At 54.1% G+C, this 25,277-nt stretch carries 20 protein-coding genes and 2 pseudogenes; 13 read left to right on the top strand and 9 right to left on the bottom strand.

Annotated features, from left to right (window positions below; genetic code table 11):
* Nucleotides 1-106: 106 nt before the first annotated feature.
* The 3 genes and pseudogenes from NF78_RS33560 to NF78_RS20215 all read left to right on the top strand — a co-directional run.
* Nucleotides 107-505 (top strand): hypothetical protein, encoded by a 399-nt coding sequence (locus NF78_RS33560; RefSeq protein WP_035991211.1) that lies wholly within the window; start codon nt 107-109, stop codon nt 503-505.
* Between the two features lie 105 nt (nt 506-610).
* A pseudogene (gene psbA, locus NF78_RS20220) lies at nt 611-1,660 on the top strand (photosystem II q(b) protein); the annotation flags it as partial.
* A pseudogene (locus NF78_RS20215) lies at nt 1,650-2,297 on the top strand (photosystem II q(b) protein); the annotation flags it as partial. The pseudogenes psbA and NF78_RS20215, both read left to right, overlap by 11 nt.
* A 192-nt stretch (nt 2,298-2,489) precedes the next feature.
* On the opposite strand, the gene NF78_RS20210 reads toward NF78_RS20215, so the two are convergent.
* The 3 genes from NF78_RS20210 to NF78_RS20200 form a co-directional block, all read right to left on the bottom strand.
* Nucleotides 2,490-2,936: a DUF3368 domain-containing protein gene (locus NF78_RS20210; RefSeq protein WP_225885383.1), complete on the bottom strand. Its 447-nt coding sequence runs from the start codon at nt 2,934-2,936 to the stop codon at nt 2,490-2,492.
* Nucleotides 2,937-2,974: 38 nt separating this feature from the next.
* Nucleotides 2,975-3,226, bottom strand: coding sequence for a UPF0175 family protein (locus NF78_RS20205; RefSeq protein WP_035991206.1), 252 nt, complete (start codon nt 3,224-3,226; stop codon nt 2,975-2,977).
* 228 nt (nt 3,227-3,454) lie between these two features.
* Nucleotides 3,455-4,456 carry a glycosyltransferase family 2 protein gene (locus NF78_RS20200; protein WP_035991204.1) on the bottom strand — a complete coding sequence of 334 codons (1,002 nt, stop codon included), beginning with the start codon at nt 4,454-4,456 and terminating at the stop codon, nt 3,455-3,457.
* A gap of 920 nt (nt 4,457-5,376) precedes the next feature.
* On the opposite strand from NF78_RS20200, the gene NF78_RS20195 reads away from it, so the two are divergent.
* Nucleotides 5,377-6,501: a glycosyltransferase family 4 protein gene (locus NF78_RS20195; RefSeq protein WP_035991202.1), complete on the top strand. Its 1,125-nt coding sequence runs from the start codon at nt 5,377-5,379 to the stop codon at nt 6,499-6,501.
* Here NF78_RS20195 and msrA read toward each other — a convergent pair.
* The 3 genes from msrA to pheS form a co-directional block, all read right to left on the bottom strand.
* Complete coding sequence (msrA, locus tag NF78_RS20190; RefSeq protein WP_318655494.1) at nt 6,498-7,124, bottom strand: peptide-methionine (S)-S-oxide reductase MsrA; 627 nt, start codon at nt 7,122-7,124, stop codon at nt 6,498-6,500. The two genes, NF78_RS20195 and msrA, sit on opposite strands and share 4 nt — an antisense overlap.
* 144 nt (nt 7,125-7,268) lie before the next feature.
* Nucleotides 7,269-8,504: a Zn-dependent hydrolase gene (locus NF78_RS20185; RefSeq protein ID WP_035991198.1), complete on the bottom strand. Its 1,236-nt coding sequence runs from the start codon at nt 8,502-8,504 to the stop codon at nt 7,269-7,271.
* Nucleotides 8,505-9,065: 561 nt separating this feature from the next.
* The gene (pheS, locus tag NF78_RS20180) at nt 9,066-10,067 is read right to left on the bottom strand and encodes a phenylalanine--tRNA ligase subunit alpha (RefSeq protein WP_035991196.1); all 1,002 of its coding nucleotides are present in this window, start codon (nt 10,065-10,067) and stop codon (nt 9,066-9,068) included.
* Between the two features lie 113 nt (nt 10,068-10,180).
* Between pheS and surE the strand changes: the two genes are divergently transcribed.
* From surE to NF78_RS20135, 9 genes are all read left to right on the top strand, one after another.
* Nucleotides 10,181-11,008 carry a 5'/3'-nucleotidase SurE gene (gene surE, locus NF78_RS20175; RefSeq protein WP_035991194.1) on the top strand — a complete coding sequence of 276 codons (828 nt, stop codon included), beginning with the start codon at nt 10,181-10,183 and terminating at the stop codon, nt 11,006-11,008.
* 390 nt (nt 11,009-11,398) lie between these two features.
* Nucleotides 11,399-12,289, top strand: a complete 891-nt coding sequence (locus NF78_RS20170) for an MBL fold metallo-hydrolase (RefSeq protein ID WP_035991192.1) — start codon at nt 11,399-11,401, stop codon at nt 12,287-12,289.
* Nucleotides 12,290-12,401: 112 nt separating this feature from the next.
* The gene (locus tag NF78_RS20165) at nt 12,402-13,490 is read left to right on the top strand and encodes a bifunctional riboflavin kinase/FAD synthetase (protein WP_035991190.1); all 1,089 of its coding nucleotides are present in this window, start codon (nt 12,402-12,404) and stop codon (nt 13,488-13,490) included.
* A gap of 102 nt (nt 13,491-13,592) precedes the next feature.
* Nucleotides 13,593-14,501 carry an AAA family ATPase gene (locus tag NF78_RS20160; protein ID WP_035991189.1) on the top strand — a complete coding sequence of 303 codons (909 nt, stop codon included), beginning with the start codon at nt 13,593-13,595 and terminating at the stop codon, nt 14,499-14,501.
* A 115-nt stretch (nt 14,502-14,616) separates the two neighbouring features.
* Nucleotides 14,617-14,871: a hypothetical protein gene (locus NF78_RS20155; RefSeq protein ID WP_035991187.1), complete on the top strand. Its 255-nt coding sequence runs from the start codon at nt 14,617-14,619 to the stop codon at nt 14,869-14,871.
* A gap of 86 nt (nt 14,872-14,957) precedes the next feature.
* Complete coding sequence (locus NF78_RS20150; protein WP_225885382.1) at nt 14,958-16,109, top strand: murein transglycosylase A; 1,152 nt, start codon at nt 14,958-14,960, stop codon at nt 16,107-16,109.
* Between the two features lie 67 nt (nt 16,110-16,176).
* Nucleotides 16,177-18,219, top strand: a complete 2,043-nt coding sequence (locus tag NF78_RS20145) for a cation:proton antiporter (protein WP_081972783.1) — start codon at nt 16,177-16,179, stop codon at nt 18,217-18,219.
* 191 nt (nt 18,220-18,410) lie between these two features.
* Nucleotides 18,411-19,160 carry a precorrin-2 C(20)-methyltransferase gene (locus NF78_RS20140; RefSeq protein WP_052051001.1) on the top strand — a complete coding sequence of 250 codons (750 nt, stop codon included), beginning with the start codon at nt 18,411-18,413 and terminating at the stop codon, nt 19,158-19,160.
* 99 nt (nt 19,161-19,259) lie between these two features.
* Complete coding sequence (locus tag NF78_RS20135; protein ID WP_156119895.1) at nt 19,260-20,378, top strand: hypothetical protein; 1,119 nt, start codon at nt 19,260-19,262, stop codon at nt 20,376-20,378.
* Nucleotides 20,379-20,618: 240 nt separating this feature from the next.
* On the opposite strand, the gene NF78_RS20130 is transcribed toward NF78_RS20135, so the two are convergent.
* The 3 genes from NF78_RS20130 to NF78_RS20120 form a co-directional block, all read right to left on the bottom strand.
* Entirely contained in the window at nt 20,619-22,421 is a 1,803-nt protein-coding gene (locus NF78_RS20130; protein ID WP_225885381.1) for an ABC transporter ATP-binding protein, read from the bottom strand.
* A gap of 64 nt (nt 22,422-22,485) precedes the next feature.
* The gene (locus NF78_RS20125; RefSeq protein WP_156119894.1) at nt 22,486-23,760 is read right to left on the bottom strand and encodes an O-antigen ligase family protein; all 1,275 of its coding nucleotides are present in this window, start codon (nt 23,758-23,760) and stop codon (nt 22,486-22,488) included.
* Nucleotides 23,761-24,112: 352 nt separating this feature from the next.
* Entirely contained in the window at nt 24,113-25,183 is a 1,071-nt protein-coding gene (locus tag NF78_RS20120) for a glycosyltransferase (protein WP_035991180.1), read from the bottom strand.
* Between the last annotated feature and the right edge of the window lie 94 nt (nt 25,184-25,277).

Raw genomic sequence — 25,277 nt, 5'->3', positions numbered from 1 at the left:
AAGAAAGGTTTACAAAACGAAATATTGCGGTTAATGTAATGACATACATACCCGCTCACCCCTTGGGGATGAGCACCTAGTAAACCTAGTTGCACTTATTTCCATCATGACTACGACCTTACAACGTCAACAATCTGCCTCCCTGTGGGAGCAGTTTTGCCAGTGGGTCACCAGCACCGAGAACCGCCTGTACGTGGGCTGGTTCGGGGTGCTGCCGCGCTCTGCCCTGGCTAGAGCAGATCAGCCGTCCGCACTGGACACCTCGATCGCGGCCAGTCAGGCCCCAGTCGAGGTACCCCTGCGCCCCGTTGCGGCGACCGCAGCGGAAGCCATCTGGCCCACCCTCATGCTGCCCGGCGATCGCCAGGCGTTCCTCCAGGCCATTAACCACGGGCGGATGCCCAGGCGGTTGACCGCCAGAACAATCTGGGCGGCAGCCACCAGTGCGTCCTGGCGCTGTCCCATCGGCGTGGTGCCGGCATGGTTAGGTCGCCCAGTAATGTGAATCTGGTACCGCTGCATACCAACGATGCCCTGCACGACACCAATCTGTTTTTTGGCCGTTTCCAGCACGCCGCCCTGCTCGACATGGAGTTCGACAAAGGCACAGATGTCGTTACAACGTCAACAATCTGCCTCCCTGTGGGAGCAGTTTTGCCAGTGGGTCACCAGCACCGAGAACCGCCTGTACGTGGGCTGGTTCGGGGTTCTGATGATTCCCACCCTGCTTGCTGCCACCACCTGCTTCGTCGTAGCGTTCATCGCTGCTCCTCCCGTCGACATCGACGGCATCCGTGAGCCCGTGGCTGGCTCGCTGATGTACGGCAACAACATCATCTCCGGTGCGGTTGTGCCCTCCTCCAACGCCATCGGTCTGCACTTCTACCCGATCTGGGAAGCCGCTTCCCTCGATGAGTGGCTGTACAACGGTGGCCCCTACCAGCTGGTCATCTTCCACTTCCTCATCGGCGTCTTCTGCTACATGGGTCGTGAGTGGGAACTGAGCTACCGCCTGGGCATGCGCCCCTGGATCTGCGTTGCTTACAGCGCACCCGTGGCCGCTGCGACCGCCGTGTTCCTGATTTACCCCCTGGGTCAGGGCTCCTTCTCGGACGGTATGCCCCTGGGTATCTCCGGTACCTTCAACTTCATGCTGGTGTTCCAGGCTGAGCACAACATTCTGATGCACCCCTTCCACATGCTGGGTGTAGCCGGTGTGTTCGGTGGTTCGCTGTTCTCGGCCATGCACGGTTCGCTGGTGACCTCGTCTCTGGTGCGTGAGACCACCGAGACTGAGTCCCAGAACTACGGCTACAAGTTTGGTCAGGAAGAAGAGACCTACAACATCGTTGCAGCCCACGGCTACTTCGGACGTCTGATCTTCCAATACGCCAGCTTCAACAACAGCCGTTCGCTGCACTTCTTCCTGGGTGCGTGGCCTGTGATCGGCATCTGGTTCACCGCCCTGGGCATCAGCACGATGGCGTTCAACCTGAACGGGTTCAACTTCAACCAATCCATCCTTGACAGCCAAGGTCGAGTGATTGGCACCTGGGCGGACGTGATCAACCGCGCCAACCTGGGTATGGAAGTGATGCACGAGCGCAATGCTCACAACTTCCCGCTGGACCTGGCCGCTGCTGAGGCTCCTGAAACCCTGGATCTGCGTTGCTTACAGCGCACCCGTGGCCGCTGCGACCGCCGTGTTCCTGATTTACCCCCTGGGTCAGGGCTCCTTCTCGGACGGTATGCCCCTGGGTATCTCCGGTACCTTCAACTTCATGCTGGTGTTCCAGGCTGAGCACAACATTCTGATGCACCCCTTCCACATGCTGGGTGTAGCCGGTGTGTTCGGTGGTTCGCTGTTCTCGGCCATGCACGGTTCGCTGGTGACCTCGTCTCTGGTGCGTGAGACCACCGAGACTGAGTCCCAGAACTACGGCTACAAGTTTGGTCAGGAAGAAGAGACCTACAACATCGTTGCAGCCCACGGCTACTTCGGACGTCTGATCTTCCAATACGCCAGCTTCAACAACAGCCGTTCGCTGCACTTCTTCCTGGGTGCGTGGCCTGTGATCGGCATCTGGTTCACCGCCCTGGGCATCAGCACGATGGCGTTCAACCTGAACGGGTTCAACTTCAACCAATCCATCCTTGACAGCCAAGGTCGAGTGATTGGCACCTGGGCGGACGTGATCAACCGCGCCAACCTGGGTATGGAAGTGATGCACGAGCGCAATGCTCACAACTTCCCGCTGGACCTGGCCGCTGCTGAGGCTCCTGAAATTATCGGCTAGTCTCTGCTAGTCCATTGATTGAGAAAAAGCGCCCCCGACCGGGGGCGCTTTTGTTGTTGGCAGGGGTTCAATCTGTGGGGGCGAGCGATGATTAGCCCTGGGGAATCGGGGGGAATGAGACAGGATTCAGGATCAGCTCCCTGTTGGGCTTAACCCATGAGCTGAAGAAGCTAGTTGATATTGCCCAGCGGTCTAAATTTCGTCGGCAAACCTCAGAATCTTTTGGTACAGCCGGTTGCTGATCCGAAAGCCCGCCTGCTCCACCAGAGTATCCATCAACCGCCGTACGCTGGGGATCAGCGCCCTTTTTTTAGCCAGAATAATGACGCCAAACAGGCCAATTACCGATAGCTCCAGCTCCTGGGCCAACTGTCGTCCCCGGCGTTCATTCATCAGTAGCTCGTCGGCTTTGAGCTGCAACGCCAGGGCGATCGCATGGGTGTCACCCAGATCCAGCTGCTTGCCCGACTGCACAACTCTGGCGATCGCCGACGCTGTCGGAGCCTGCACGTGAATCCAGCCAGAGGAGAGCACTGCTTGAATACGGGCACTTTTAGCGGTGGCTAAATCCCTGGCGGCCACCTCTGAAATAATCCCGGCACTGTAGATGGACTCCAGCAACCAAAGATGATCAATCAACGCGAAACTGCCTAATGACGAGGCATCGCTTACCAAAATCATAGCCAACCCCGGCTGCGCAGATTTTGAATATCTTCGTCAAACTCTTGCATGTCGTAATGAATACAGTTGCCACGATTGCCCAGGCATTTCTGGAACTCCATCAGGTGCATATCAGCAATTTGGCTGGCACCCTCTAGGGTGACGTGCTCCTGCTCAAATAGAGCGATGGCAATCTCCCGGAGCCAGTTAGCCCTAGAAAAGGTAGGCTCCTGGCTGATCTCATCTGGAATATGAAGGGTAATTTTCATGGTGAGGGGTTCATAGTGATGAGGGAAATGCTTCCGGTACTCATCCACTCCCAGGAGAGCAGAGCTAGGAAACCTTTGATCGAGGTGTGATATTGCTGTTTCCTAACCTGCTATGCGGTGATAGACCCCATTACAGCTATCACATCGAGAGCAAGGTAGCATTCTCGAGCCAAATTGGAACTGGGGCAAATCTCCAACATCCTGACTCACCTCAACCCTGACAGGACATCACTGAACCAGCTTATATTCGATTAGCTCAGGGGGCTTATTCCGCCAGCGATTGATCCAGTAGCGTCCCTGACCCAGCGCCTGGGGCAGTTTTGACAACGTACAGAAAAAGGCATAGAGGCGGGCATGCCCCGGCACATCCCCCCGGCCCTGGCGATACTTGTAAATTCGCCATCCCAACAGCATATAGCCCAACAGCAGCAGCAGGCTCAAGCCACGGGTTGGCCAGGCGAAGGTCAAGGCGACTAAAGGAATAAGCACCCCCCAAAGCCAACCGCTCTTATTTTCCTTCACCATATAAGACTCCGGCGGCTCGCCGTACATCGCCTTGCCCTCTGCAACGGCCCATCCCCCTCGAATCGAACGCTTCCACCACTGGCCAAAGCGAGTCATGGCGGCATCGTGAAGGGTCATATCAGCCTCAATGCGCTCTATTTTCCAACCTTTCTGCCGCAGGCGAATGCACATCTCCGGCTCTTCTCCGCAGATCATACTGGGATTAAAGCCACCGACGGCTTTGATCGCCTCGACGCGAGCCATCATATCGCCTCCGCAGGCCTTAGCCTCTCCCACTGGAGTATTCCACTCCATGTCGGCCAGGCGGTTGTAGGGAGACGCATCGGGGAACCGCTCTCGCCGCCGTCCACACACAATCGCCAGGGCCTCCGACTGGCTGAGCGCCGTGATGGCGCGATCGATCCAGCCAGGCAGCAGTTCACAGTCGCCGTCGACAAACTGCACGTAGGTCAGATCAGGGAAATTATCAACCAGGTATTGAAACCCTGTGTTGCGCCCTCTGGCCATTGTAAAAGGCACAGACATATCAAGTTCTACGACATGAATGCCCATGGCGCGGGCTTGAGCCACACTGCCATCGGTGGAACCCGAGTCTACATAGACGATAGGGCTACCTGCAGGTACGTGTTCCTGTAAAGACCTTAGACAGCGAATAAGACGCTCTCCTTCATTGCGGCCTATCGTCACAACGCCAATCTGATCCATGGCTCGCTTAAGTTCCTAACTACTTTTCAGCTTAAGGCTCCAGGGTTAAATATTTAGACCTTAAAGCAACTAATATGCATCATTCTAGTTTGTTTGCCAAGGCTTAACCAAGCCTAAAGCTGGTTGCCACCAAGCCAAAATCTACCCTGCCAGGTGGGAACATAGGTTTACCTTTGCAGGGTCTGAAGTAAGATTGCAGTCAGCACCAGGACCGCCAGTTGTCCGACAGTTTTTCAATTGAACAAGCTACCTTGATTTTTATAAAAGCTTTACACAAAGACCACCAAACATTTAGGCCAGAAGTTTTTTGGGGCCTAGGTCAGCCCAAAGAGCACCGCTTCGGGTACGTTTATATGCAAGTGATAAGAATAATTAGCGTATCTTAGTATATTTTCGGTTGCATTGATGCCTGAAGAGCTAACTTGTATTTTGACCACCGAGAAGCGAGCTGTATTGTCGAGACTCTTCTTTCCAACAAAGAAGAGGAGTCGAAGCCGCAAAATCCTTATTCCCAGACAGCTTTCTCTTAGGGAATAAGAGGGCTGGGGTGAGAGCGGCATCACTGGAATAAGTCTGCTTTTCTTCGCCCTTAAGTTCATGATATGCTGACTATCACTATCCAGCTCTTAAATCTTGAGACAAATATCAGGTCTTAGGGTTAACAAGAGGTTAATAAGCTCTGAAAGGATTCAGCAAGATCAATACATTAATCCGTGAACAAAATGTCAAGTCATGCTAAATAGTTATTTGACAATAATTTCTTAAAACAAGCTTGATTCAGTGTTTTAATTTTAAGCCCAAAGAATTTCGAGCTTCTGAACGCTCAATTTTATGTAATTTAAGTACTGGGTAAAGCTAGCCTTTTTATTCAAAACTAAGTTCAGTTTTTTCAGTTCTTCAAAGATCTTCGTGTTTTGATTATGCGCATTCTAATCGTACTGCCCGGCTTGCATAGGGTTTTAAGGGGAGCAGAGGTAGCATTTGAAGAGTTGGCAAAGAAACTTGCGCTAATGCCTGGGTGCGAGGTGACGCTCATGGGCTCAGGTCATCCCAAGGTTGATTCTCCCTATAATTTTCTTCATGTACCCTGTATTGCTCGCGAAAAGTTTGAAAAATGGCCTGCGTTTCCGTATCTGCGTGGGCACTATGTCTATGAAGAACTAACGTTTCTACCGGGATTGATGCGGACCTATCAGCCCGAAAAATATGATGTAACGGTTACGTGCAGTTACCCCTACACAAACTGGACTCTACGGGCAAAGAGCCAAAAAACAAGGCCGAAACACATTTTCGTTACTCAAAACGGAGATTGGATGTGCACGAAAAAAAATTCAGAGTATAAGCACTTTTCCTGCGACGGCCTGGTCTGTACTAACCCTGAATATTTTGACAACAACAAAGATAATTTTCCAACGGTGTTGATCCCTAACGGTGTAGATCCTGAAGTTTTTGCCCCCGGTGAGGGAGATCGCAGCAGATTCAACCTTCCGAGTAATGTGCCACTGGCGGTAATGGTAAGCGCTCTCATTCCTAGCAAGCGAGTGCTGGAGGGCATTCGTTGTGTTGGGAAAGTCGAAGGGTTACACCTGGCTATTGCTGGAGACGGTGAACTGCGGGATCAGGTGCAGGCATTGGGGCATGAGCTTTTAGGCGATCGCTTTCATTTGCTAAAGCTGCCAAGAGAGAATATGCCAGAGCTGTATCGCTGTGCTGATACGTTTTTGCACATGAGCCTTGACGAGCCGTCAGCCAATGTCTACATCGAGGCATTGGCCACGGGTCTGCCCATTGTTACTCATGATCGTCGCGTCACCCGCTGGACCTTAGAGGATCAAGCTTATCTAGTTGATACCACCGATGAAGCCGCCGTAGCGAATGCGCTGTCCGCCGCCCTTAAGTATCAAACATCAGACGATGTTCAGAAACGGCGGGACTTGGTCAATCGCCGCTATTCTTGGCTAGCTCTGGCCAAGCAATACTACGCGTTCTTTCAAGCAATTGGTGATCAGACACCTGCTTTGCCAGAGCAGGTTACCGTTGGTTAATGTTCTACCGACAACCCTACCGGGCAGGCCACGTTGGTGCCGCCTAGACCACAATAGCCGCCGGGGTTTTTGGCCAGGTACTGCTGGTGGTACGCCTCCGCGTAGTAAAACTCTGAAGCGTCTAGAATTTCAGTAGTAATAGAACCATAGCCCGCCTGGTTGAGGGCTTCCTGGTAGGCCCGACGGGAAGCTTCTGCGGCCTGATGCTGGGCTTGGGAGTAGGTGTATATGCCCGATCGGTACTGAGTCCCAACGTCGTTGCCTTGGCGCATGCCCTGGGTAGGGTTGTGGTTTTCCCAAAAGGTTTTGAGCAGTTGGTCGTAGGTAACCACCGCCGGGTCAAAAAGGACCAGAACCACTTCATTGTGGCCAGTTAGACCGGAACAAACCTCCTGATAGGTTGGGTTAGGAGTGTAGCCAGCGGCATAGCCTACGGCCGTAGAGTACACGCCGTCTAGCTGCCAAAACTTGCGTTCCGCTCCCCAAAAACAGCCCATGCCAAAGAGAGCCCGTTCCATACCGTCAGGGAAAGGGGGCGTGAGCGGATTGCCGTTGACGTAGTGTTTATCGGGCACGGACATGGCCGTAGCCCGCCCGGGCAGAGCCTCGCTAGCAGCGGGCATCTCTGACTTTTTACCTTTGCCTAAACCAAAGAAGACCATAGGATGATTGCGATATGTATAGGAGCACTGTCTAAATATAGCGCTACCCCCCTAACCATTCCCAGGGAGGATACCCCTACCAGATCAGCGATCGCCAGTCGTGACTCAGTAGTGGCGATCGAGGCGCAAAACGGTCTCCAGCAGGACGTTGGCCCCGTTCACACACTCCTCGGGAGTGGTGTACTCGACCTCCGAATGGCTGAAGCCCCCCTCGCTGGGCACAAAAATCATCCCCATATCGGTGAAGCGGCCCATTTCCAGGGCGTCGTGGCCCGCTCGACTGGGCATGGGCATATGGCTGAGGCCAAAGCGATCGCTCACCTCCGCGATCATGGCCTGAATGTGAGGGGCGGCAGGACATGGAGCCACGTTGAGCTGCGGCACAATTTCAATGGTGGTATCTGTTGACCGGGCGATCAGCACCAGTTCTTCTTTCAGGTCGTGAACCAGGTCATCGATCACAGCTTGGTTGAGGTCGCGCACGTCAAGGCTGCACTGCACCTGACCTGGCACAATATTGGCGGCATTGGGCCACACCTGTAGGGCGCCCACGGTGGCCACCTGCTGCCCAGGGGGGCGGATGCCCAGGCGGTTGACCGCCAGAACAATCTGGGCGGCAGCCACCAGTGCGTCCTGGCGCTGTCCCATCGGCGTGGTGCCGGCATGGTTAGGTCGCCCAGTAATGTGAATCTGGTACCGCTGCATACCAACGATGCCCTGCACGACACCAATCTGTTTTTTGGCCGTTTCCAGCACGCCGCCCTGCTCGACATGGAGTTCGACAAAGGCACAGATGTCGTCTCGGGTGCGCCTAGACAGCTCGAGTTGGTCCCAATTGCCGCCAGCCCCGTTCACACAGTCGTCAATGGGGCGACCATCTTTGCGATGGTAGTCGCTGGCCTTGAGGGAGGCCGTTCCGGCCATGGCTCGCCCGCCAATCATGGTGTCCTCTTCATCGGCGAAGACGATTACCTCAAACGGGTGGTCGAGGATGACATTATTCTCCTGTAGGGTGCGGGCGACCTCAATGCCAGCCAGCACGCCCAGATTGCCGTCGAATTTGCCGCCACAGGGCACTGTATCGATATGGGACCCAGTGGCAATCGCCGGGGCATGAAGGCGGCCGGGACGACGGCCAATCAGGTTGCCTGCGGTATCAATACAGGTGCTCAACCCCGCTTCTACCATCCACCGACGCACCAGTTCTCGGCCCTGAACATCTTCTGGGCTAAAGGCCAACCGACAGATACCGCCGTTTTCCAATCGCCCGATCTGGGCCAGGTCGTCAATACTTTGGTTGAGTCGCTTGCCATTGATGCTAAGGGTTTGAAGGAGAGCCATAGGTGCTTAGTTGAGGAGGAGTACAGTGAAGAGATGAAACGTCGACTCCAGAAAACGTTACAGACCATCATAAACTGTGATGTCTCTGCATACAGTCCATTGTATACAGAGTTTTGGCTGCATTTTGTATCGAAAAAACTTTCTGTGCCGCTGTAGATTTATAGCGATGGCCATTGCGCTTAGGACATTGGCCTCTTCCAAAGGCAAAAACTGGGGCGGCGCAATGGCGTATAGCCATCGCTTCAGGGGCATTGGTTCTGTCCTAACCGTTCTGGCGATGGCTATATTGCTGCCAAAGGTTTAACTGGAGCTACCATCCACAGTCAGCGACCGCGCCTGAGTTGGGGCGGTTAAGGGCTACGGGCTAGATGTCCTGCAGAGTTTATCCCGGAACGATTCCTGGTCTGCCAATCCTAGACTGGTAGATTGCGTGGCGCGCCAGCAAACCCCACAGGGCTTACTGGCGCACTAACGATTCTTTACTCTGAACGTTTCGTTGCGAACGCCGAGTAGCAGCACTAGCCCCAATGCCTTTGCCGCTGCTACACCGCCCGAAGCCTGCTAAAACTGGCGTAAAAACCGCAGATCACTGGTGTAAAGGCGGCGAATATCGTCAATTTGGTGCTGCACCATGGCCAGACGTTCCACCCCCAGGCCAGCGGCAAAACCGGTATAAACCTCGGGGTCATAGCCTACTGACTTGAGCACGTTGGGGTCAATCATGCCACAGCCCAAGACCTCCAGCCATTTGCCCTGCCACTGCACATCTACCTCAGCGGAGGGCTCGGTGAAGGGAAAATAGCTGGGACGGAACCGGACCGGGATATCGCCGTAGAGGGCCTCCAGAAAGACCTTGATGGTGCCGCGCAGGTCGGTGAAGGTGATGTCGGTATCAACCGCAAAGAACTCAATCTGGTGGAACACGGCGGCGTGGGTGGCATCGACGGTATCGCGCCGGTAGCAGCGCCCAATCGCCACCGCCCGTAGAGGGGGCTCGTTGGCCTGCATGTAGCGAATTTGGGTGTTGGAAGTGTGGGTCCGCATCAGGTGGCCGTTGGGCAGGTAGAGGGTATCCTGCATGTCGCGGGCGGGGTGATCGGGCAAAAAGTTGAGGGCTTCGAAGTTGTAGTAGTCGGTTTCAATTTCGGGACCGTCAGCCACGGTGTAACCCAAGCCCACAAAGATATCGACGATGCGATCGATGATGCTGTTGATGGGGTGAACGCGCCCCTGGGGCTGAAAAATTCCCGGCATGGTGACATCCAGGGTCTCAGTCGCTAGCTGGGCCTCAATGCGGGCCGCTTCCAGGGTGGCCTTGCCCTGGTCTAGCTGGGTTTGAATCAGGTCTTTGACCTCGTTGGCCAGGCCGCCAATGCGGGGACGGTCTTCGGCGGAGAGCTTGCCCATTCCCCCCAGAACCTTGGAAAGCTGGCCTTTTTTGCCCAGGTAGCCAATCCGCAGCTGTTCCAGTTCGTCGAGGGTGGTGGCCGCGGCGATCGCGCCCTGAGCCGCCTGCTTCATGGCGATCAAATCAGCTTCGAGCTGGGTGGGTGCGGAGGTCATTCTAGGTGTATTGTGCAACAACAGTGGGGTGGGGAATAACCGCTGAGGTTGGTCCCAACGGGTCGTTTGGCATCCCCAGACTTTGACTATTCTAGTGTGGTGGGGGAACAGTCATGAACATTCTGATCAGCAACGACGACGGGATTTTTGCCCTGGGTATGCGGACTCTGGCTACCGCTCTGGCGACTGCCGGGCATCAGGTCACGGTGGTGTGCCCCGATCGCGAGCGATCGGCCACCGGTCACGGACTGACGATGCACAAACCGATTCGGGCCGAGTTGATAGACTCCCTGTTTGAGCACAACATTCAAGCCTGGAGCTGTTCTGGGACGCCCGCTGACTGCGTCAAATTAGCCCTGGGGGCGCTGATGCCCAGTCTGCCCGACGTGGTGGTATCGGGCATCAACCACGGAGCCAATCTGGGTACCGACGTGGTCTATTCGGGCACGGTGTCGGCGGCGATGGAGGGGGTGATGGAGGGCATCCCGTCCATCGCCGTCAGCCTGACCAGCTTTACCCAGGGCAGCTTTACCCCCGCCGCTGACTTCATTTGCGCCCTGCTGGCCGATCGCGATCGCTTTCCCGCTACGGCCCCCCTACTGCTCAACATCAACGTGCCAGCGGTCGCCGCCAGCGACATCCGGGGAGCAAAAATCACCCGTCAGGGCATTCGTCGCTACTTTGATCAGTTTGAAAAGCGCCTCGACCCTCGGGGTAAGACCTACTACTGGTTAGCCGGAGAGGCCATTGCCGACATTGAAGACCCCCTGCCTAACCAGGGCTGGCCGCCGCCCCTCAAGCAGTCCCTGGCCACCATCCCCACCGACGTCCAGGCCATTCACGATCGCTACATTTCGGTTACACCCCTGCAATACAACCTGACCGCCGTGGGCGATCTGCTAGATTTGGCCGAGGGGCGACGCTCTCTGCTGCCAGAGTAGTCCATGCCCCAGAAATTCAGACTAGGGGCTGTCATCAATTAGCTGCCAAATGCCCAAAAATTAAGGGCTACAGCCCCTAGCCTGTTGTTTGGGTCGGACATGGCAAAGCTTGGTATACCGAGCTTTTGACCGTAATGGATGACACGCTCTAGGGAAAATTTAGACCGAAGAACATTGTCGGAGGCGAAATCTGATCTCGTTTCCGGGCAAACTAAAGCTACTTCCGGCTTGTACCACGCCGAGATTCCGCAGATCAGGTGGCCCACCCATCGTGACGATTTCGAAGAGAGTTCATTACTATTAGAGGAATCTCAGGTCAATGCTCTACCCCGAGGCGCATCTGTAATTTTTTAGACCGATGTTCCATGCTTTTCCAATCCCGAGAGATTCATGGCTGAGCTAACCGAGCAGTTTTTAGTCCGGTTCTGGGGCGTTCGCGGAAGCATCGCCTGTCCTGGGGCGTCTACCGTACGCTACGGCGGCAACACCTCCTGTGTGGAGATGCTGCTGGGGGGACATCGGCTCATTTTTGACGGCGGTACAGGGTTGCGCGAGCTGGGTCTTTCCCTGCTCAAGGAAATGCCGGTGGAAGCCAATCTTTTCTTTACGCACTCCCACTGGGACCACATTCAGGGCTTTCCCTTCTTTGTGCCCGCTTTCGTCCGCGGCAATCGGTTCAATATCTACGGTGCGATCGCGCCCAATGGCTCTACCATTGAGCAGCGCCTCAACGACCAAATGCTGCATCCCAACTTTCCGGTGCCGCTGCAGGTGATGGGCGCTGACCTCAAGTTCTGCGACATTGACGTCGGCGAAACTCTCCACATCGGCGACATCACCATCCAAAACGCCCTGCTTAACCACCCCGGCGAGGCGGTTGGGTATCGGGTCACCTGGCAGGATCAGGTGGCCGCCTACATCACCGATACCGAGCACTACCCCGACCGGCTAGACGACAACGTCCTGTGGCTGGCGCGCGATGCCGACGTCATGATCTACGACTCCACCTACACCGACGAGGAGTACTACGACCCGAAATCCAGCAAGGTGGGCTGGGGCCACTCCACCTGGCAGGAGGCGGTCAAGGTGGCCCAGGCCGCTGGGGTCAAAACCCTGGTGATTTTTCACCACGACCCGGCCCACGACGACGATTTTATGGATGAGGTGGCCGCTGAAACCCTTGCGGCTTTTCCTGGGGCTGTGGTTGCCCGCGAAGGCATGGTGCTGAATTTGACCGCTGCCAGCCACCTGCCGCAGCCGTCACGGGTCACGAGCGGCTAAGCACGCTCCAGGCTGGCGATCGGTTATAGTGCTCCAGGCGCCAGGGGTCTGTCCCGTAGCCCAGGCCGTGATTGCCCACGCGAGGGCAGCAGTCTGTGTAAAAATGTAAAGCGTGTGGATTACGTCTTCTCTTACGACAGCGATTACCCCAACGGCCGTTGCTTTGGGGAACTTTGACGGCGTTCATCTGGGGCATCAGGCCGTAATCGGCGCGATCGCTCCAGTGGTGGAGCCGTCGGTTCAGCCGTCATCGTCGGACTCTAACCGGAGCCAAGCCACCCTACAGGGCCTGAGCACCCGCCAGCGGGGGCTGAACCCGAGCGGCGGGGCTGAGATCGCCCGACCGCCAGCCGGGGCAGCCGTCACCCCCATGCCCACGGTGATGACCTTTTTCCCCCACCCCCAGGAGTTTTTTTCGGGGCAGGCTCGTCCGCTGCTGACCCCCCTGCCCGAAAAAGCGGCCCAGATCGCCCGCCTGGGCATTGGTCAACTCGTGCTGCTCCCCTTCGACCAGGCGCTGGCCAGCCTCTCCCCCCAGGAGTTTGTGGAATCGCTGCTGATTGAGCAACTGCGGGTTACCAGCATTAGCGTCGGCAAAGACTTTTGCTTTGGCCGCAGGCGTCAGGGCACCGTTGACGATCTAAAAACCCTGGCTGCTCGCTACGGCGTAGCGGTTCATGTCGCCCCGCTAACCTGTTGGGGAACCGATCGCATCAGCAGTTCTCAGATTCGTCAGGCGTTGTCAACCGCTGACTTGAAAACAGTCAGGGCGCTGCTCGGCCGCCCCTACAGCCTGGTGGGCCGAGTGGTTCAGGGGGAGCAACTGGGGCGCACCCTGGGCTTTCCCACGGCGAACCTGCTGCTGCCAGCCGATAAGTTTTTACCTCAGACAGGGGTTTATAGTGTTTGGGTGCAGGGGGCGAACCAAACCCCCTACGATCTGGTCCCCGGCGTGATGAACCTGGGCATGCGGCCCACCGTCAAAGGCGTGGCCCTTACCACCGAGGTCCATTTGCTGAACTGGGCTGGAAACCTCTACGGTAAAACTCTGGAGGTACATTTACAGAGCTTTTTGCGGCCAGAGCAAAGGTTTGAGTCCCTCGATGCCCTCAAATCTCAAATTCAACAGGACTGCCAGCAAGCTCTGGGAGAATTGGCGCGATCGCCTGTAGGCAGTCTGGGGGCGATCGGGGCATCATAAGCCTACACAGATCACCGCCAAGTCCAGGGGTAAACGATAGTCTGGAATGGTTTGTAAACCTATGACCCTCGATTTGGACTTGGTATAGCAGGGATTAACAGCATGCGTGAGCGGATTGAAACGCTAGTCCAGAATTTAAATAAGACCGTCGTTGGCAAGTCAGATTCAATTCGGCTCGTGCTGGTGGCGCTGTTTTCGGGGGGGCATGCCCTACTAGAAGACGTGCCAGGGGTAGGCAAAACCCTCCTGGCCAAGTCCCTCGCCCGCTGCATCGACGGCAAATTTCAGCGCATTCAATGCACCCCCGACCTGCTGCCCACCGATGTGACCGGCACCAATATCTGGAACCCCAGCAACGGTGAGTTTCAGTTTTTGCCGGGACCTGTGTTTGCCAACATTCTGCTGGCCGACGAAATTAACCGGGCCACCCCCCGGACCCAATCGGCGCTGCTGGAAGTAATGGAAGAACATCAGGTCACGCTGGACGGGCGATCGCGTCCGGTGCCCGACCCCTTTTTTGTGATCGCAACCCAAAACCCGGTGGAATACCAGGGAACGTTTCCGCTGCCCGAGGCTCAGATGGACCGCTTTGCGCTGTCCTTTAGCCTCGGGTACCCTACCCCAGACGAAGAGCTGAGCATGCTCCAACGGCTGATGGGCAGCGCCTCTCCCCAGACCATTCAACCCTGCATCACCCTGGACGAAGTGATGGCCCTGCGCCAGGAGTGCAGCCAGGTAACCGTAGAAGGGTCTCTACAGCGCTACATTCTGGATCTCGTCAGAGCGACCCGCAGCCACAGCGAGATTACCCTCGGGGTCAGCCCGCGGGGGTCGGTGGCCTTCTACCGGGCCGTTCAGGCCCTGGCCTACCTGGAAGGGCGCAGTTATGCCATCCCCGACGACGCCAAACAACTGGCCCCCCACGTGCTGGCCCACCGGTTAATCCCGGCGGGGCACCACCAACCCCAGCGGCTGGTGGCTGACCTGCTAAATGCCACGCCCATTCCCTAGGTGCGCCCCTGGCCAGTCCCCGATGGTAAACCCAAAATTCTGCCTGGGCCCGTGGTAGTTTTGGGAGGCAAACAGCCCATAATAGGGGCGATGAACTGAAGGATCGCAATCTCCCATGCCAAGAACGCCCAGTGAGTACATCATTCACATGCTGTTTGATGGCGGCCACCACGAAGAGGTGCGCTTTTCCTCCATTCAGGATTTCCAGAAGTGGTACAGCGGTGAACTCATGCCCAAAGCCACCTCCGACGAATTCATCACGGTGCCCCTGCCCAAAGTTAATCCCGGCGAATACATGGTGGTTCGCCCCTCTCGGATTAGCGCCATTCGGGTCGAGCCCGTGTTTAGCTCCAGCGTTGAACGGTTTTGATGGGTAATAGATTTCAACTTAGCGCCAGGGGGTGGACCTGGGCTGTGGGCCTGGGCACAGCCATAGCTCTGATCCCCCTCGGATGGGTGCTGCCGCGCTCTGCCCTGGCTAGAGCAGATCAGCCGTCCGCACTGGACACCTCGATCGCGGCCAGTCAGGCCCCAGTCGAGGTACCCCTGCGCCCCGTTGCGGCGACCGCAGCGGAAGCCATCTGGCCCACCCTCATGCTGCCCGGCGATCGCCAGGCGTTCCTCCAGGCCATTAACCACAGCCTGGCCTACCTGGCCACGCCCAAGGCTGCCCAGGACTATCAGAACCACCCCGTGCCGGGCATTACCCGCGATCGCGTGTGGCGTAGTCTACAGCGCCTGCGCCAGCTGGTCGCCACCAGTCCCAGCAGCCAGGTCTTCCAAACGGCCCTGCGACGCGAATTTGTCCTCTACGAATCCATCGGTACCGACGGCAACGGCACCGTTGCCTATACGGGGTACTTTGAACCCCAGTACCGGGCCAACCTCGTCCCCACCGCCGAGTTTCGCTATCCCCTCTACCGCCGCCCGCCCGGCCTGGAGAGCTGGCCCCAGCCCCACCCCACTCGCCTGGAGCTGGAAGGGGGCGATGGGTTGGCGGGTAGCCAAGGTCCCCTGGCAGGGCTGGAGCTGGTGTGGCTGGCCGACCGGCTAGAAGCCTTTTTGGTTCAGGTGCAGGGGTCCGCCAGGCTACAGCTCACCGATGGTCGGGAGCTGTCGGTGGGCTACGCAGGCCGCACCGAGTATCCCTACACCAGCATTGGCCGCGCCCTGGTAAACGACGGCAAAATCGACCCAGAAACGCTGTCGCTGCCCAACTTAATCGCCTACTTTAAGGCCCATCCCGAGGATCTGGATCGGTATCTGCCCCAGAACGAGCGGTTTATTTTCTTTCGTGAGGGCAGCGGTGGGCCGCCCACAGGCAGTCTCAGCGTGCCGGTAACTGCAGGCTACTCCATCGCCACTGACAAGTCGCTACTGCCTCCGGGAGCCGCCGCCATCATTCAGGTGCCGCTTCCTCAGCCGACGCCCCAGGGCGATTGGATCGCTCAGCCCACTACCCGCCTGGTGCTCGACCAGGATACGGGCGGAGCGATCCTGGGCCCGGGCCGGGTCGATATGTTCATTGGCACGGGCCCCCAGGCGGGAGAACTGGCTGGGCGCATCAACACCCCGGGGCGCCTATACTATCTGCTGCTGCGCCCTTAACCCCCTCACCGCGACCTGGCGATAATCCCCCTGGTCTGCCACAGTAGGGGTGTTACCCTATACGCCTATGGACACTTCCTTTGCCCTCACCCTACAGATCGTACTCACGGTGTTGGCCGGAGTTACGGCCCAGGTGATTGGGGAGATCGCCAGGGTTCCCAGCATTATTTTCCTGCTGATGTTTGGTATTGGGCTGGGACCGGACGGCCTGGGGCTGCTCCATCCCCAGGATCTGGGGGTGGGTTTAGAGGTCATTGTGGCGCTCAGTGTTGCCCTGATCCTCTTTGAGGGAGGGCTGAGCCTGGAGTTGAGCGAGCTGGGCCAGGTCTCCAATAGCCTCCGGAACCTGGTGACCGTGGGCATTTTCATCACCCTGATCGGAGGTGGCATGGCCGCCCACTGGCTGGGGGAATTTCCCTGGTCCCTGGCCTTTCTCTACGCCTCCCTGGTCGTCGTTACAGGCCCCACGGTGATCAGCCCTTTGCTGCGCCAGGTGGAGGTCGATCGCAGAGTTGCCACCCTCCTGGAAGGGGAGGGGGTGCTGATCGATCCCGTTGGGGCTATTCTGGCTGTGGTGGTGCTAGACATTATTCTCAATGGGGATGCCGATCCTACCACCGTGGTCGGCGGACTGATTCTGCGGCTGGGTATCGGCACTCTGATTGGGGTGGTGGGCGGTGGCGCGATCGGTCTTCTGCTCAAGCGGGCCAGTTTTTTGGGCGAAGATCTGCGCAATCTGGTCGTGTTGGCAGGGCTGTGGGGCCTGTTTGGGCTGGCTCAGAGCATTCGCAGTGAGTCGGGGCTGATGGCCACCGTCGTGGCCGGGATGATGGTGCGCTGGCTGTCGGTTCCCGATGAACGGCTACTGCGCCGGTTTAAGGGGCAGCTGACTGTGCTGGCCGTGTCGGTCTTGTTTATTTTGTTGGCCGCCGACCTCTCCATTGCCAGTGTGTTTGCCCTGGGCCGAGGTGCGGTGTTAACGGTGCTGGTGCTGATGGTCATCGTGCGGCCCATCAACGTTTGGCTGTGTACTCGCTCCAGTGACCTCAATTGGCGACAAAAGCTATTTTTGGGCTGGGTCGCTCCCCGGGGTATTGTCTCCGCCTCCGTGGCTTCTCTGTTTGCAATTTTGCTCACCGAGCGCGGCATCAGCGGGGGGGACGCCATCAAGGCGCTGGTCTTTCTCACCATCATTCTGACGGTGCTGGTTCAGGGGTTGACCGCACGGCTAGTAGCGCGCTGGCTGGGCATTACCAAAGCCGACGCTGTGGGTGCGGTAATTGTGGGATGCAGCCCCTTGAGTCTGCTGATTGCCCGTCTGATCAAGGAGTATGGCGACCCGGTGGTGATGATCGACACCAACGAGTCAACCGGCGAGGCGGCCGAGAAAGAAGGTATTGAGCTGTTGATCAGCAGTGCCCTCGATCGCGATGCCTTAGAAAAAGCTGGTTTAGACAAGGCGGGCACCTTCTTAGCCATCACTAAAAACGGCGAGGTCAATGCAGTGGTCGCCCAGCGCGCCCTGGAGGAATTTCAACCCGCCCGGGTCATCGCCGTAGTCCCCCAGGACAAGAGCCTGGGGGATCTGCCCAACAAGGGCCAGCTCAAGGGGGCCCAAACCCCATATGTCTCCCTGAAACAGTGGAATACTTACCTCAGCGATGGCGAGGTACGCCTGGGCGAAACCCGTCTACAGCCGGAGAACACCGACCTGCAAATCACGCATCTGGCCACGCTTGTGCAAAGTGGTAGCATGGTGCCTCTGCTGGTAGAACGCGGTGACCGGCTGCGGGTGGTGCTAGACCACGAGGGTTGGGAGGTGGGCGATCGGATTATTTATCTGTGGCACGACTCTAAGCCTAAACTGCTCAAACAGCTAGCCGGGGGCATTCAGCCCTCCCGCCTAACCCTGGAAACAGTACCCCTGGTCGAGGCGATTCCCCGCCCCCCCCAAAGCCGACCGTCCGAGGCTGAGGATCTGGCCGCGGTGCTGCCCAACAGTTCAGCCCCTGCCGCCATCAAGAGAACCCCTGAGCCAGCGACTGAGCCAGCCGCCAAGGATGGTAAGGATCGGTCTGAGGGTAGTGCCAAAACTGCGCCCGACGCTTAGGCTGGGCTGCGATCGCTACCGTCACCCCCCGTCCCAATAGACTCGTACTTCATGGCATCAGTCAACCGGTTATTTCTGATCCGTGGAACCTGGAACCCGATACCCCAATACCGGTAGTTCCACCTCTGCCCAGCCATACTCGGGTGGCTGGCCTGGGGCGATCGCAAATTGTCTGGCTGCAACCGCAATCTATGTCTACACCCTCTCCCACTGACCACGCCTACCCCCTCGGCACCCTCACCGGGATTGGTGTTGGTCCAGGCGACCCTGATCTGCTGACGCTCAAGGCTCTGAAATGCCTCCAAACCGCCGATGTGGTTGCCTTTCCCCAGGGCCGCAACGGGCAGCCTGGCCTGGCCCAGCAGATTGTCACGCCGCATCTGGGAACCCAGCGACTGCTGCCCCTGGAGTTTCCCTACGTTCAAGACCAGCACGAACTCGCCAGCGCCTGGCAAAAGGCCGGCGATCGCATCTGGCAGCACCTGAACCAGGGACAGCAGGTGGTCTTTGCCTGCGAGGGAGACCTGAGTTTTTACGGCACCTTTAACTATTTAGCCCTTGACCTAGAACGGCGCTATCCCACGGTATCCATCAATCGGGTTCCCGGCATTTGCTCGCCCATGGCCGCCGTTAGCGCCCTGGGCCTTCCCCTCACCGTCCAGTCCGACAAGCTGGTCGTGCTGCCCGCAATCTACGCTGTTGCCGACCTTAACACGGTTCTGGGCTGGGCCGATGTCGTTGTACTCCTGAAAGTCGGGTCGGTCTACTCCGAAGTGTGGCAACTCCTGAAACAGCGACAGTTGTTAGAGCAGAGTTGGGTCATCGTCAACGCCACTCAGCCCAACCAACGCATCTATCGTCCCCTCACGCCCCATCCCCATCTCAATCTTCCCTACTTCAGTCTCATGGTCATTAGGTCAGGGGCAAATCCGCTACCCTAGAACTAGGAACCCAAGCCCCTAGGGTTAAGTCAAAACACCACGTCCACCGCAGGCCGCGTACCCGCAATGAATCCACTCACTGCACCCCAACTCAGCCAGTTGCTCACCACCCTTCGTCAACCTCAGTGGATTGCCGCCATTGCGTCCCTGGGTTTTCATGGGGCTCTTTTTGCCGCTGGTCCCTCTTTTTCGAGCCTCAATATGACGGCCTTAGGCGGTCAAACTCCCGAATTGGAAGAGCGCCGGGTGCCACTCATTGAGCTGACAGCCGAGGAGCAAAACCGCATTCCAGATTTTTCTGCTCCTAACTACTCGCTGCTGCCAGGCAACGACGACGATTTATTTAGCCTGTTTCCACCTTCAGGCAACAGTCTGCCCCTAGAGCCAGGCTCAGACTTTGGCGCATCGATCAAAATCCCGACTCCTCAACTCCCCTCCAGTTCTTTTTCAAGCAGAATTTCTCCATACATTTCTCCTGGCAGTTCAACGATTAGGCTGTCTCCCCGAACCTCTAACTTGCCCGGCAGACCCAGTACCGGCAGCCTAGGGCAACAGGCCGAAACGACTCCCGAAAACTCCACCCCCTCAGCCTCAACCCCGACAGCCTCAACCCCAGATGGAACCAACCAACCCAGTGCCGCCGATCTGGAGCTGCGCCAGGATAGAAATCAGAACAACACAGCCACTAGCGCGCCATTAAATCCCTCCAGCTCGGCTGCCCCCAGTGCTTCAAATCAAAACCAAGCCAGTGAGTTGCTAGCTCGAGTGGAGTTTAGCGATGAGCAAACCAGCGCTGCAGATGTCGAAACGGCGAAATCTGCCTGGCTGCAAACCGTGCGAAGCAAGCTAGGAGATACCGTCGCTGAGGCTCCAGCCCCCCTAACCATTGAAGTTCCCTATACAGGTCGCCTGTGTTTAGCCCCCGAGCCTTCTAATGGACTCATCGGCATGGTAGGAGTTCCCGATGAAACTGAAGGCCTTAAACTCTGGACCACAGTCCTGAAGAGCACAGGCTATCCCTTCCTTAACCAGGCAGCCGAGCAGGCTCTACAGGACTTTCAGCAACGGGCCAATCGGGAGAACAATTCACTGGCAAGCAACACCCTGTATCAGGTTGTTGTTGAGATCAACTACAACAGCCAAAACTGCCTCAGTCGTGAAGCCCTTTTACAGTCTCGCACCACCGAATCAGACCCACTGGCAGAACCAGCGGAATAAAGGGTCGACAGCCGCAAAACTGCTAGTATTGGTGGGCAGAAACATAACAACCCCTGCTGTAGGTATTGGGTGCCAGGTGTCAGAAGTGGTTGACCAACTTACGCCGCAGAGTACTAGGCGGTTCTAGCAATAGCGAAAGCCGGAGACTGTGCACCCAAAGCACAATCCCCGGCTATTCCGAACCATCCTTTGACTAAGCCCAGTGTCTATGCACCTATTAGCATCCAGGGTTAAGCAAGGTTAGGCTTGAGGAGCAAGGACGACATCAGCGTAAGTTCCAGAGCGAGCCACGGTGCCTTTCTCAAGTACGTAAATGCGATCGCAATGTTCAATGGTAGACAGCCGGTGAGCGATAATAATCAGAGTCTTAGATCCAGCCAATGCCCTAATCGAATTACTAATTAACTGCTCAGTTTCGTTATCCAAAGCGGATGTTGCTTCATCTAATACTAAAATTTCCCTTTGATGGTACAAAGCCCGGGCAATCCCAATGCGTTGTCGCTGTCCCCCAGACAATCGTACACCGCGCTCTCCAACGCTAGTGTTTATTCCGTCGGGCAAATCTGCGATGAAAGAATCTAGTTGAGCCGCCTTTATAGCGTACCATAATTGACTCTGGTCAATCTTTTCACTAGGTACACCAAAGGCAATATTCTTTTCAATAGTATCATCGGTCAAGAAAATAGTTTGAGGGATGTAGCCCACCAAATTCCTCCATTCTGAGAGGTTTTTGTAGATAGACTGACCATCAACTCTTATATCTCCCTGCTGTGGAGTCAGAAGACCAAGGATGACATCAACCAGGGTGGTTTTTCCTGCTCCAGATTTTCCAATTAAACCAATTGACTCACCCTTTTTGATTTCCATTGAAATACCTTTTAAAGAAGGCTTTGTGGAATTGGGATATTGATAAAAAACTTCAGCGATCTCTAAACCCTTGGAATAGCTTAGCGTTCGATTCCGACCTGACGCATCAGCAACCTGATTTCGAATTTCAAAGGAATCTTTTTGCTTCTTCCAGTTCTCGTCTTCAATCTCCTTGAGATCTAAATAAACAATATCTAGGGTATGGGAAGAGTTGCGCAAACTTCCAATGCACTGGGCAAGATTACTAGCGACTGGAATCAAACGCAATGATGCAACAGCAAAAACCCCCATGCTAGAAAGAGTAGATTGAAAATCTTGATTTGGCGTAAGTTGCGAAGCACATACGAAGCCGACAATTGCGATTACCAAGAGAGCCTCGATCATAATTCGAGGAACGAATTGGGCACTTTGATAGAGAACTTGGACTTCTGCCTCTTGATAAACGTGTTGCTTAAGGCCTTTCCGAAAGTAATCTTCACAGCCAAACACTCGAGTTTCTTTTATACCTCCCAATCCATGATTGACGGCCTTAATAGTCTCTTCCCGAGCTATTGTGGACAGACGCCCCCATGTTTTTAGCCGCTTCATTAGGAAAGAAAGGACTAAGAAAGCAGGAAAGAGAGAAAGCATCGAAATAACCAATAGCAGAATATTAGTTCTTGCCATTAGCACCAGTAGTGTTGCAATCAAGATTACGTGAGAGAAAGACTCCACCATTGGAAAAGCAAACATGAATCCGAATCTTGACGCTTCACCAGCAATCTTATTTGTATAATCTGCTGAGTTTCTAGATAGATGAAAATCGTAAGGGGCAAGAATATATGTATCAAACAAGCGCTCTTGAATAGCAGCCACTTGAAAAAAGAGAATTTTATACGAGTAACGCTTACTCAAGAAGTAAATAATACTCTTAAGTATAAATATAACAATGATAAAAAGCCCAAACCAGACCACTAGACTGGAAAGCATTGCCGGTTCGAGAACTTGATAGGCCCATGAGAAAAAGAAGTTGTCTCGAACAACTTTCTCGGGGTTTCCCGCCAAATTCAGAAAAGGACCAAGCAATCCTATTCCGAAAGCTTCCAGAATGGATGTAAGCAAAAAAATGAAAACCAAAAAAATTAGCTGACGGCGATTACCCGAAAAAACATATAAAAACTTTTGGAAGAGAGCCACAATCCATCCCTCAAAACTACTAACAAAGCCAACTTCAGGATTCTTCTTTAGTAAAATTCGATATTCAATGCGACGCTCTTAAGCAAAAAGGTTTTTGGCTCAGGGAAAGGGTTATCGATAGAAATATAACCCAATTTGTATTGGGAACTAAAACCAAGTAACTTTCAAAAAGGTTGAAAAGAACTAGCATCGACAAAAAAATTGATGGCCATAAATAAGATGCTTTCTTGAAATTATAAGCCAGCCTGACTGCTCTAATATAAGCCACTGACCATACAATAACAAAAAGTGCGAAGCCGATTAGTCCGGCCTCTAGGATTAAGTCCAGGAAACCATTGTGTGCATGAGCCGGGATATGAAGGGCAGCATATCTATAACCAGCAGTCAACTTTTCCGAGCTCCAAAAGGCTGCCTTACCGTATCCGAAGAACAAATGAGGTGGAATTTTAGTATTTATAGTGTAATTCCAAATGAGGGTTCGGGCAGTCAAAGTTGGATCTCTATCAAGAAAAGTTAGAATTTCAATCCAATAGGTTATGAGCACATAGGAAAGACATGTTGCAACTAGAATGGAAAGATTAACCAACAACATGCTCTTTTTGCCAATCCACTTAAACTTTTGAAAAAGCAATATCAATACTAGGCCTGCCACAGCTAGAACCAAGGCAGTGACAGAACTACTGGCTATTAGAGTTGCGAAGCAAAATATCAAAAGTATAAACGCCCACCTCTGCTTCTTCTCTGCATAATTTGCCAGCATAAACAGTGTCAATAATAATGTGGCAGCACTTGCTCCGAATCTATTTTTATCACCAAATACCCCTATCACACTTCCTGCAGCTTCCCCAGATTGTTCGATACCTATACCCGGTATAGCAAACGCCAAAAACATACTAACAAGAAAAGCTATCATGAATGATTGAACAGTAAGGCTAAATTGCTGTTCAATTGTAAATCTAGATGCCATATAAAGACTTAGCAAAAACGTTGGAAAGAGTTCTTTCCAAACGTGATCCAATGTTGTAGATTGGTCCTGAGACCACAAGAATGAAATGCTAAGGAAGGCGATTAAATATAAGACCCACTTGTTGCTCAAGGCTGTCTTCAACGTACTAGTTGGGCGAAAGGCTAGGAGCAGCAGAACCATTGCATAAGTGCTGTACCTGATGAGGGTTATAACTTGAGAAGGAAGAACACCAGTTTCAGCATTATCGAACCCAAAACCAAATGCCCCCATATAGAAGAGCAGTGCAAAAACTGTAAAAGATTTCTCTGCAAAGCCAAGCCTACTTTGCGATGAAATTTTATCCAAGCCAAAGACGAGATTTTGAGCTTCCATAAACACAAGTTAAGTTGAGCAGGCGTGGTAAGAGTCTTCAGAGGTTGTGAGATAACATCAATAGCTGAACAATAGGGTATTTGAGCCGAATCCGCTAAGGTAGCGCTAATATTAATTCTCTGTGGTGCCTTCTTGGGCTGTTCTGCGCACTTTGCTCAATTGTAATTGCCCGTTAAAGACTTGAAAACAACTGGCTCTACCGGATCTAGTATGCTGGCACACGTGAAAATGGCTAAAAGCCTCTCTGAGCAAGAGGTTCAACCAGTTTGAGCAGCTTCCTATCATAGTGAATCCCGTAGAGCCGAACAACTTTAGAATTTCAACTTCCTTTCTTCCAACGCTGCATAATAAGTTACGTATGGTGATCTGGAATAATATATTTCCCGTTGGAACGATGAAAAGCTGCTTTCTTCATCGAAAGTTTATGCCGAGGAAATTTCAATGAAAAACTAGCTGCACGTTCAAGTTTTGTTCTTTTCCTCCACTGACTGTACTGTTTAACTACAGGGCCTGCCAGCACTTCAACCCACCTTTTGATCATGTTTTCTACCGTGAAGTCTTCGGCCCGATTCAGTCCATTGACAACCATCTTTCGGTACAGCTCAGGATTTGATTTAAGTCGTCGGATGGCTTCAATGGCCTCCTTCGTAGACCTAACCTCAATGTAATCAAGATCTGACAATTTGAGATCCTGGAAAGCAGGTTCGGGACCAAGTAAAGCCGGAACCCCAGCGATCCAAGCGTTAACTAGTTTGCTTGCAGGTTTAACCAAAATATCCTGTTCAGTAAGATTTCGAACAGCCAAAACCAGATCATCTGCACTATAGTCATTCCAAGCAACAATCCCTTCTGCAGAAGCAATGTTAATTCTAAACTTTAGGCCAACGTTCTCTAATTCTTTTTTGAATTCAAAGGAACGAAATGGGGTATGCAAGTTTTTTTCATTGCCTTTGAAAACAATATTGCTAATTGTATTGCCTCTTTCCTGCCTCCTAGGAATTAGGCCAGGTTGAGGCCAGTGGGGAATAAATGCGTCCGTCTCAGAACCTAGTTGGAACCTGTTTTGAACTATTACAAAATCGCAAAGAAGTGGTTGAAATCCATCACTGCGAGTCCCAACTACAAAAGAATTGAAGGCTAGATCTTTAGCACTATAATCCAACGAGCTAACTACATTGATTTGACCCGGTACAAATTTATCAGAAATTGAAACGTTAAGGCCCTTTCTCTTCAGATACAGGTAAGTAGTGACTATCCAACAATCCTCATTCGTCTTAATTCGTGAGTGTAATAAAGCGGGGTCTGGAATAATTGACGTAGAAAATAGCTCAGGCCATTTCTCTGGATACTTAAGCACAAAGTTAACTGGATAAGGAAGGCTATATTTAGCCTTGGAATCTCCATCAGTAGACTTTAAAACCACTTAGCTCAAATCTCCAGCATTTGTTTTGTCTTATATTCAAGTCTGCGGTTCACAGGCTCAAACATCGCCAAATTTAGTTGGTTTACTAGTGGTT

The sequence above is a fragment of the Leptolyngbya sp. KIOST-1 genome, assembly GCF_000763385.1.
Lineage (GTDB): Bacteria > Cyanobacteriota > Cyanobacteriia > Phormidesmidales > Phormidesmidaceae > Nodosilinea.
This window is presented reverse-complemented; position numbering and strand designations above follow the sequence as displayed.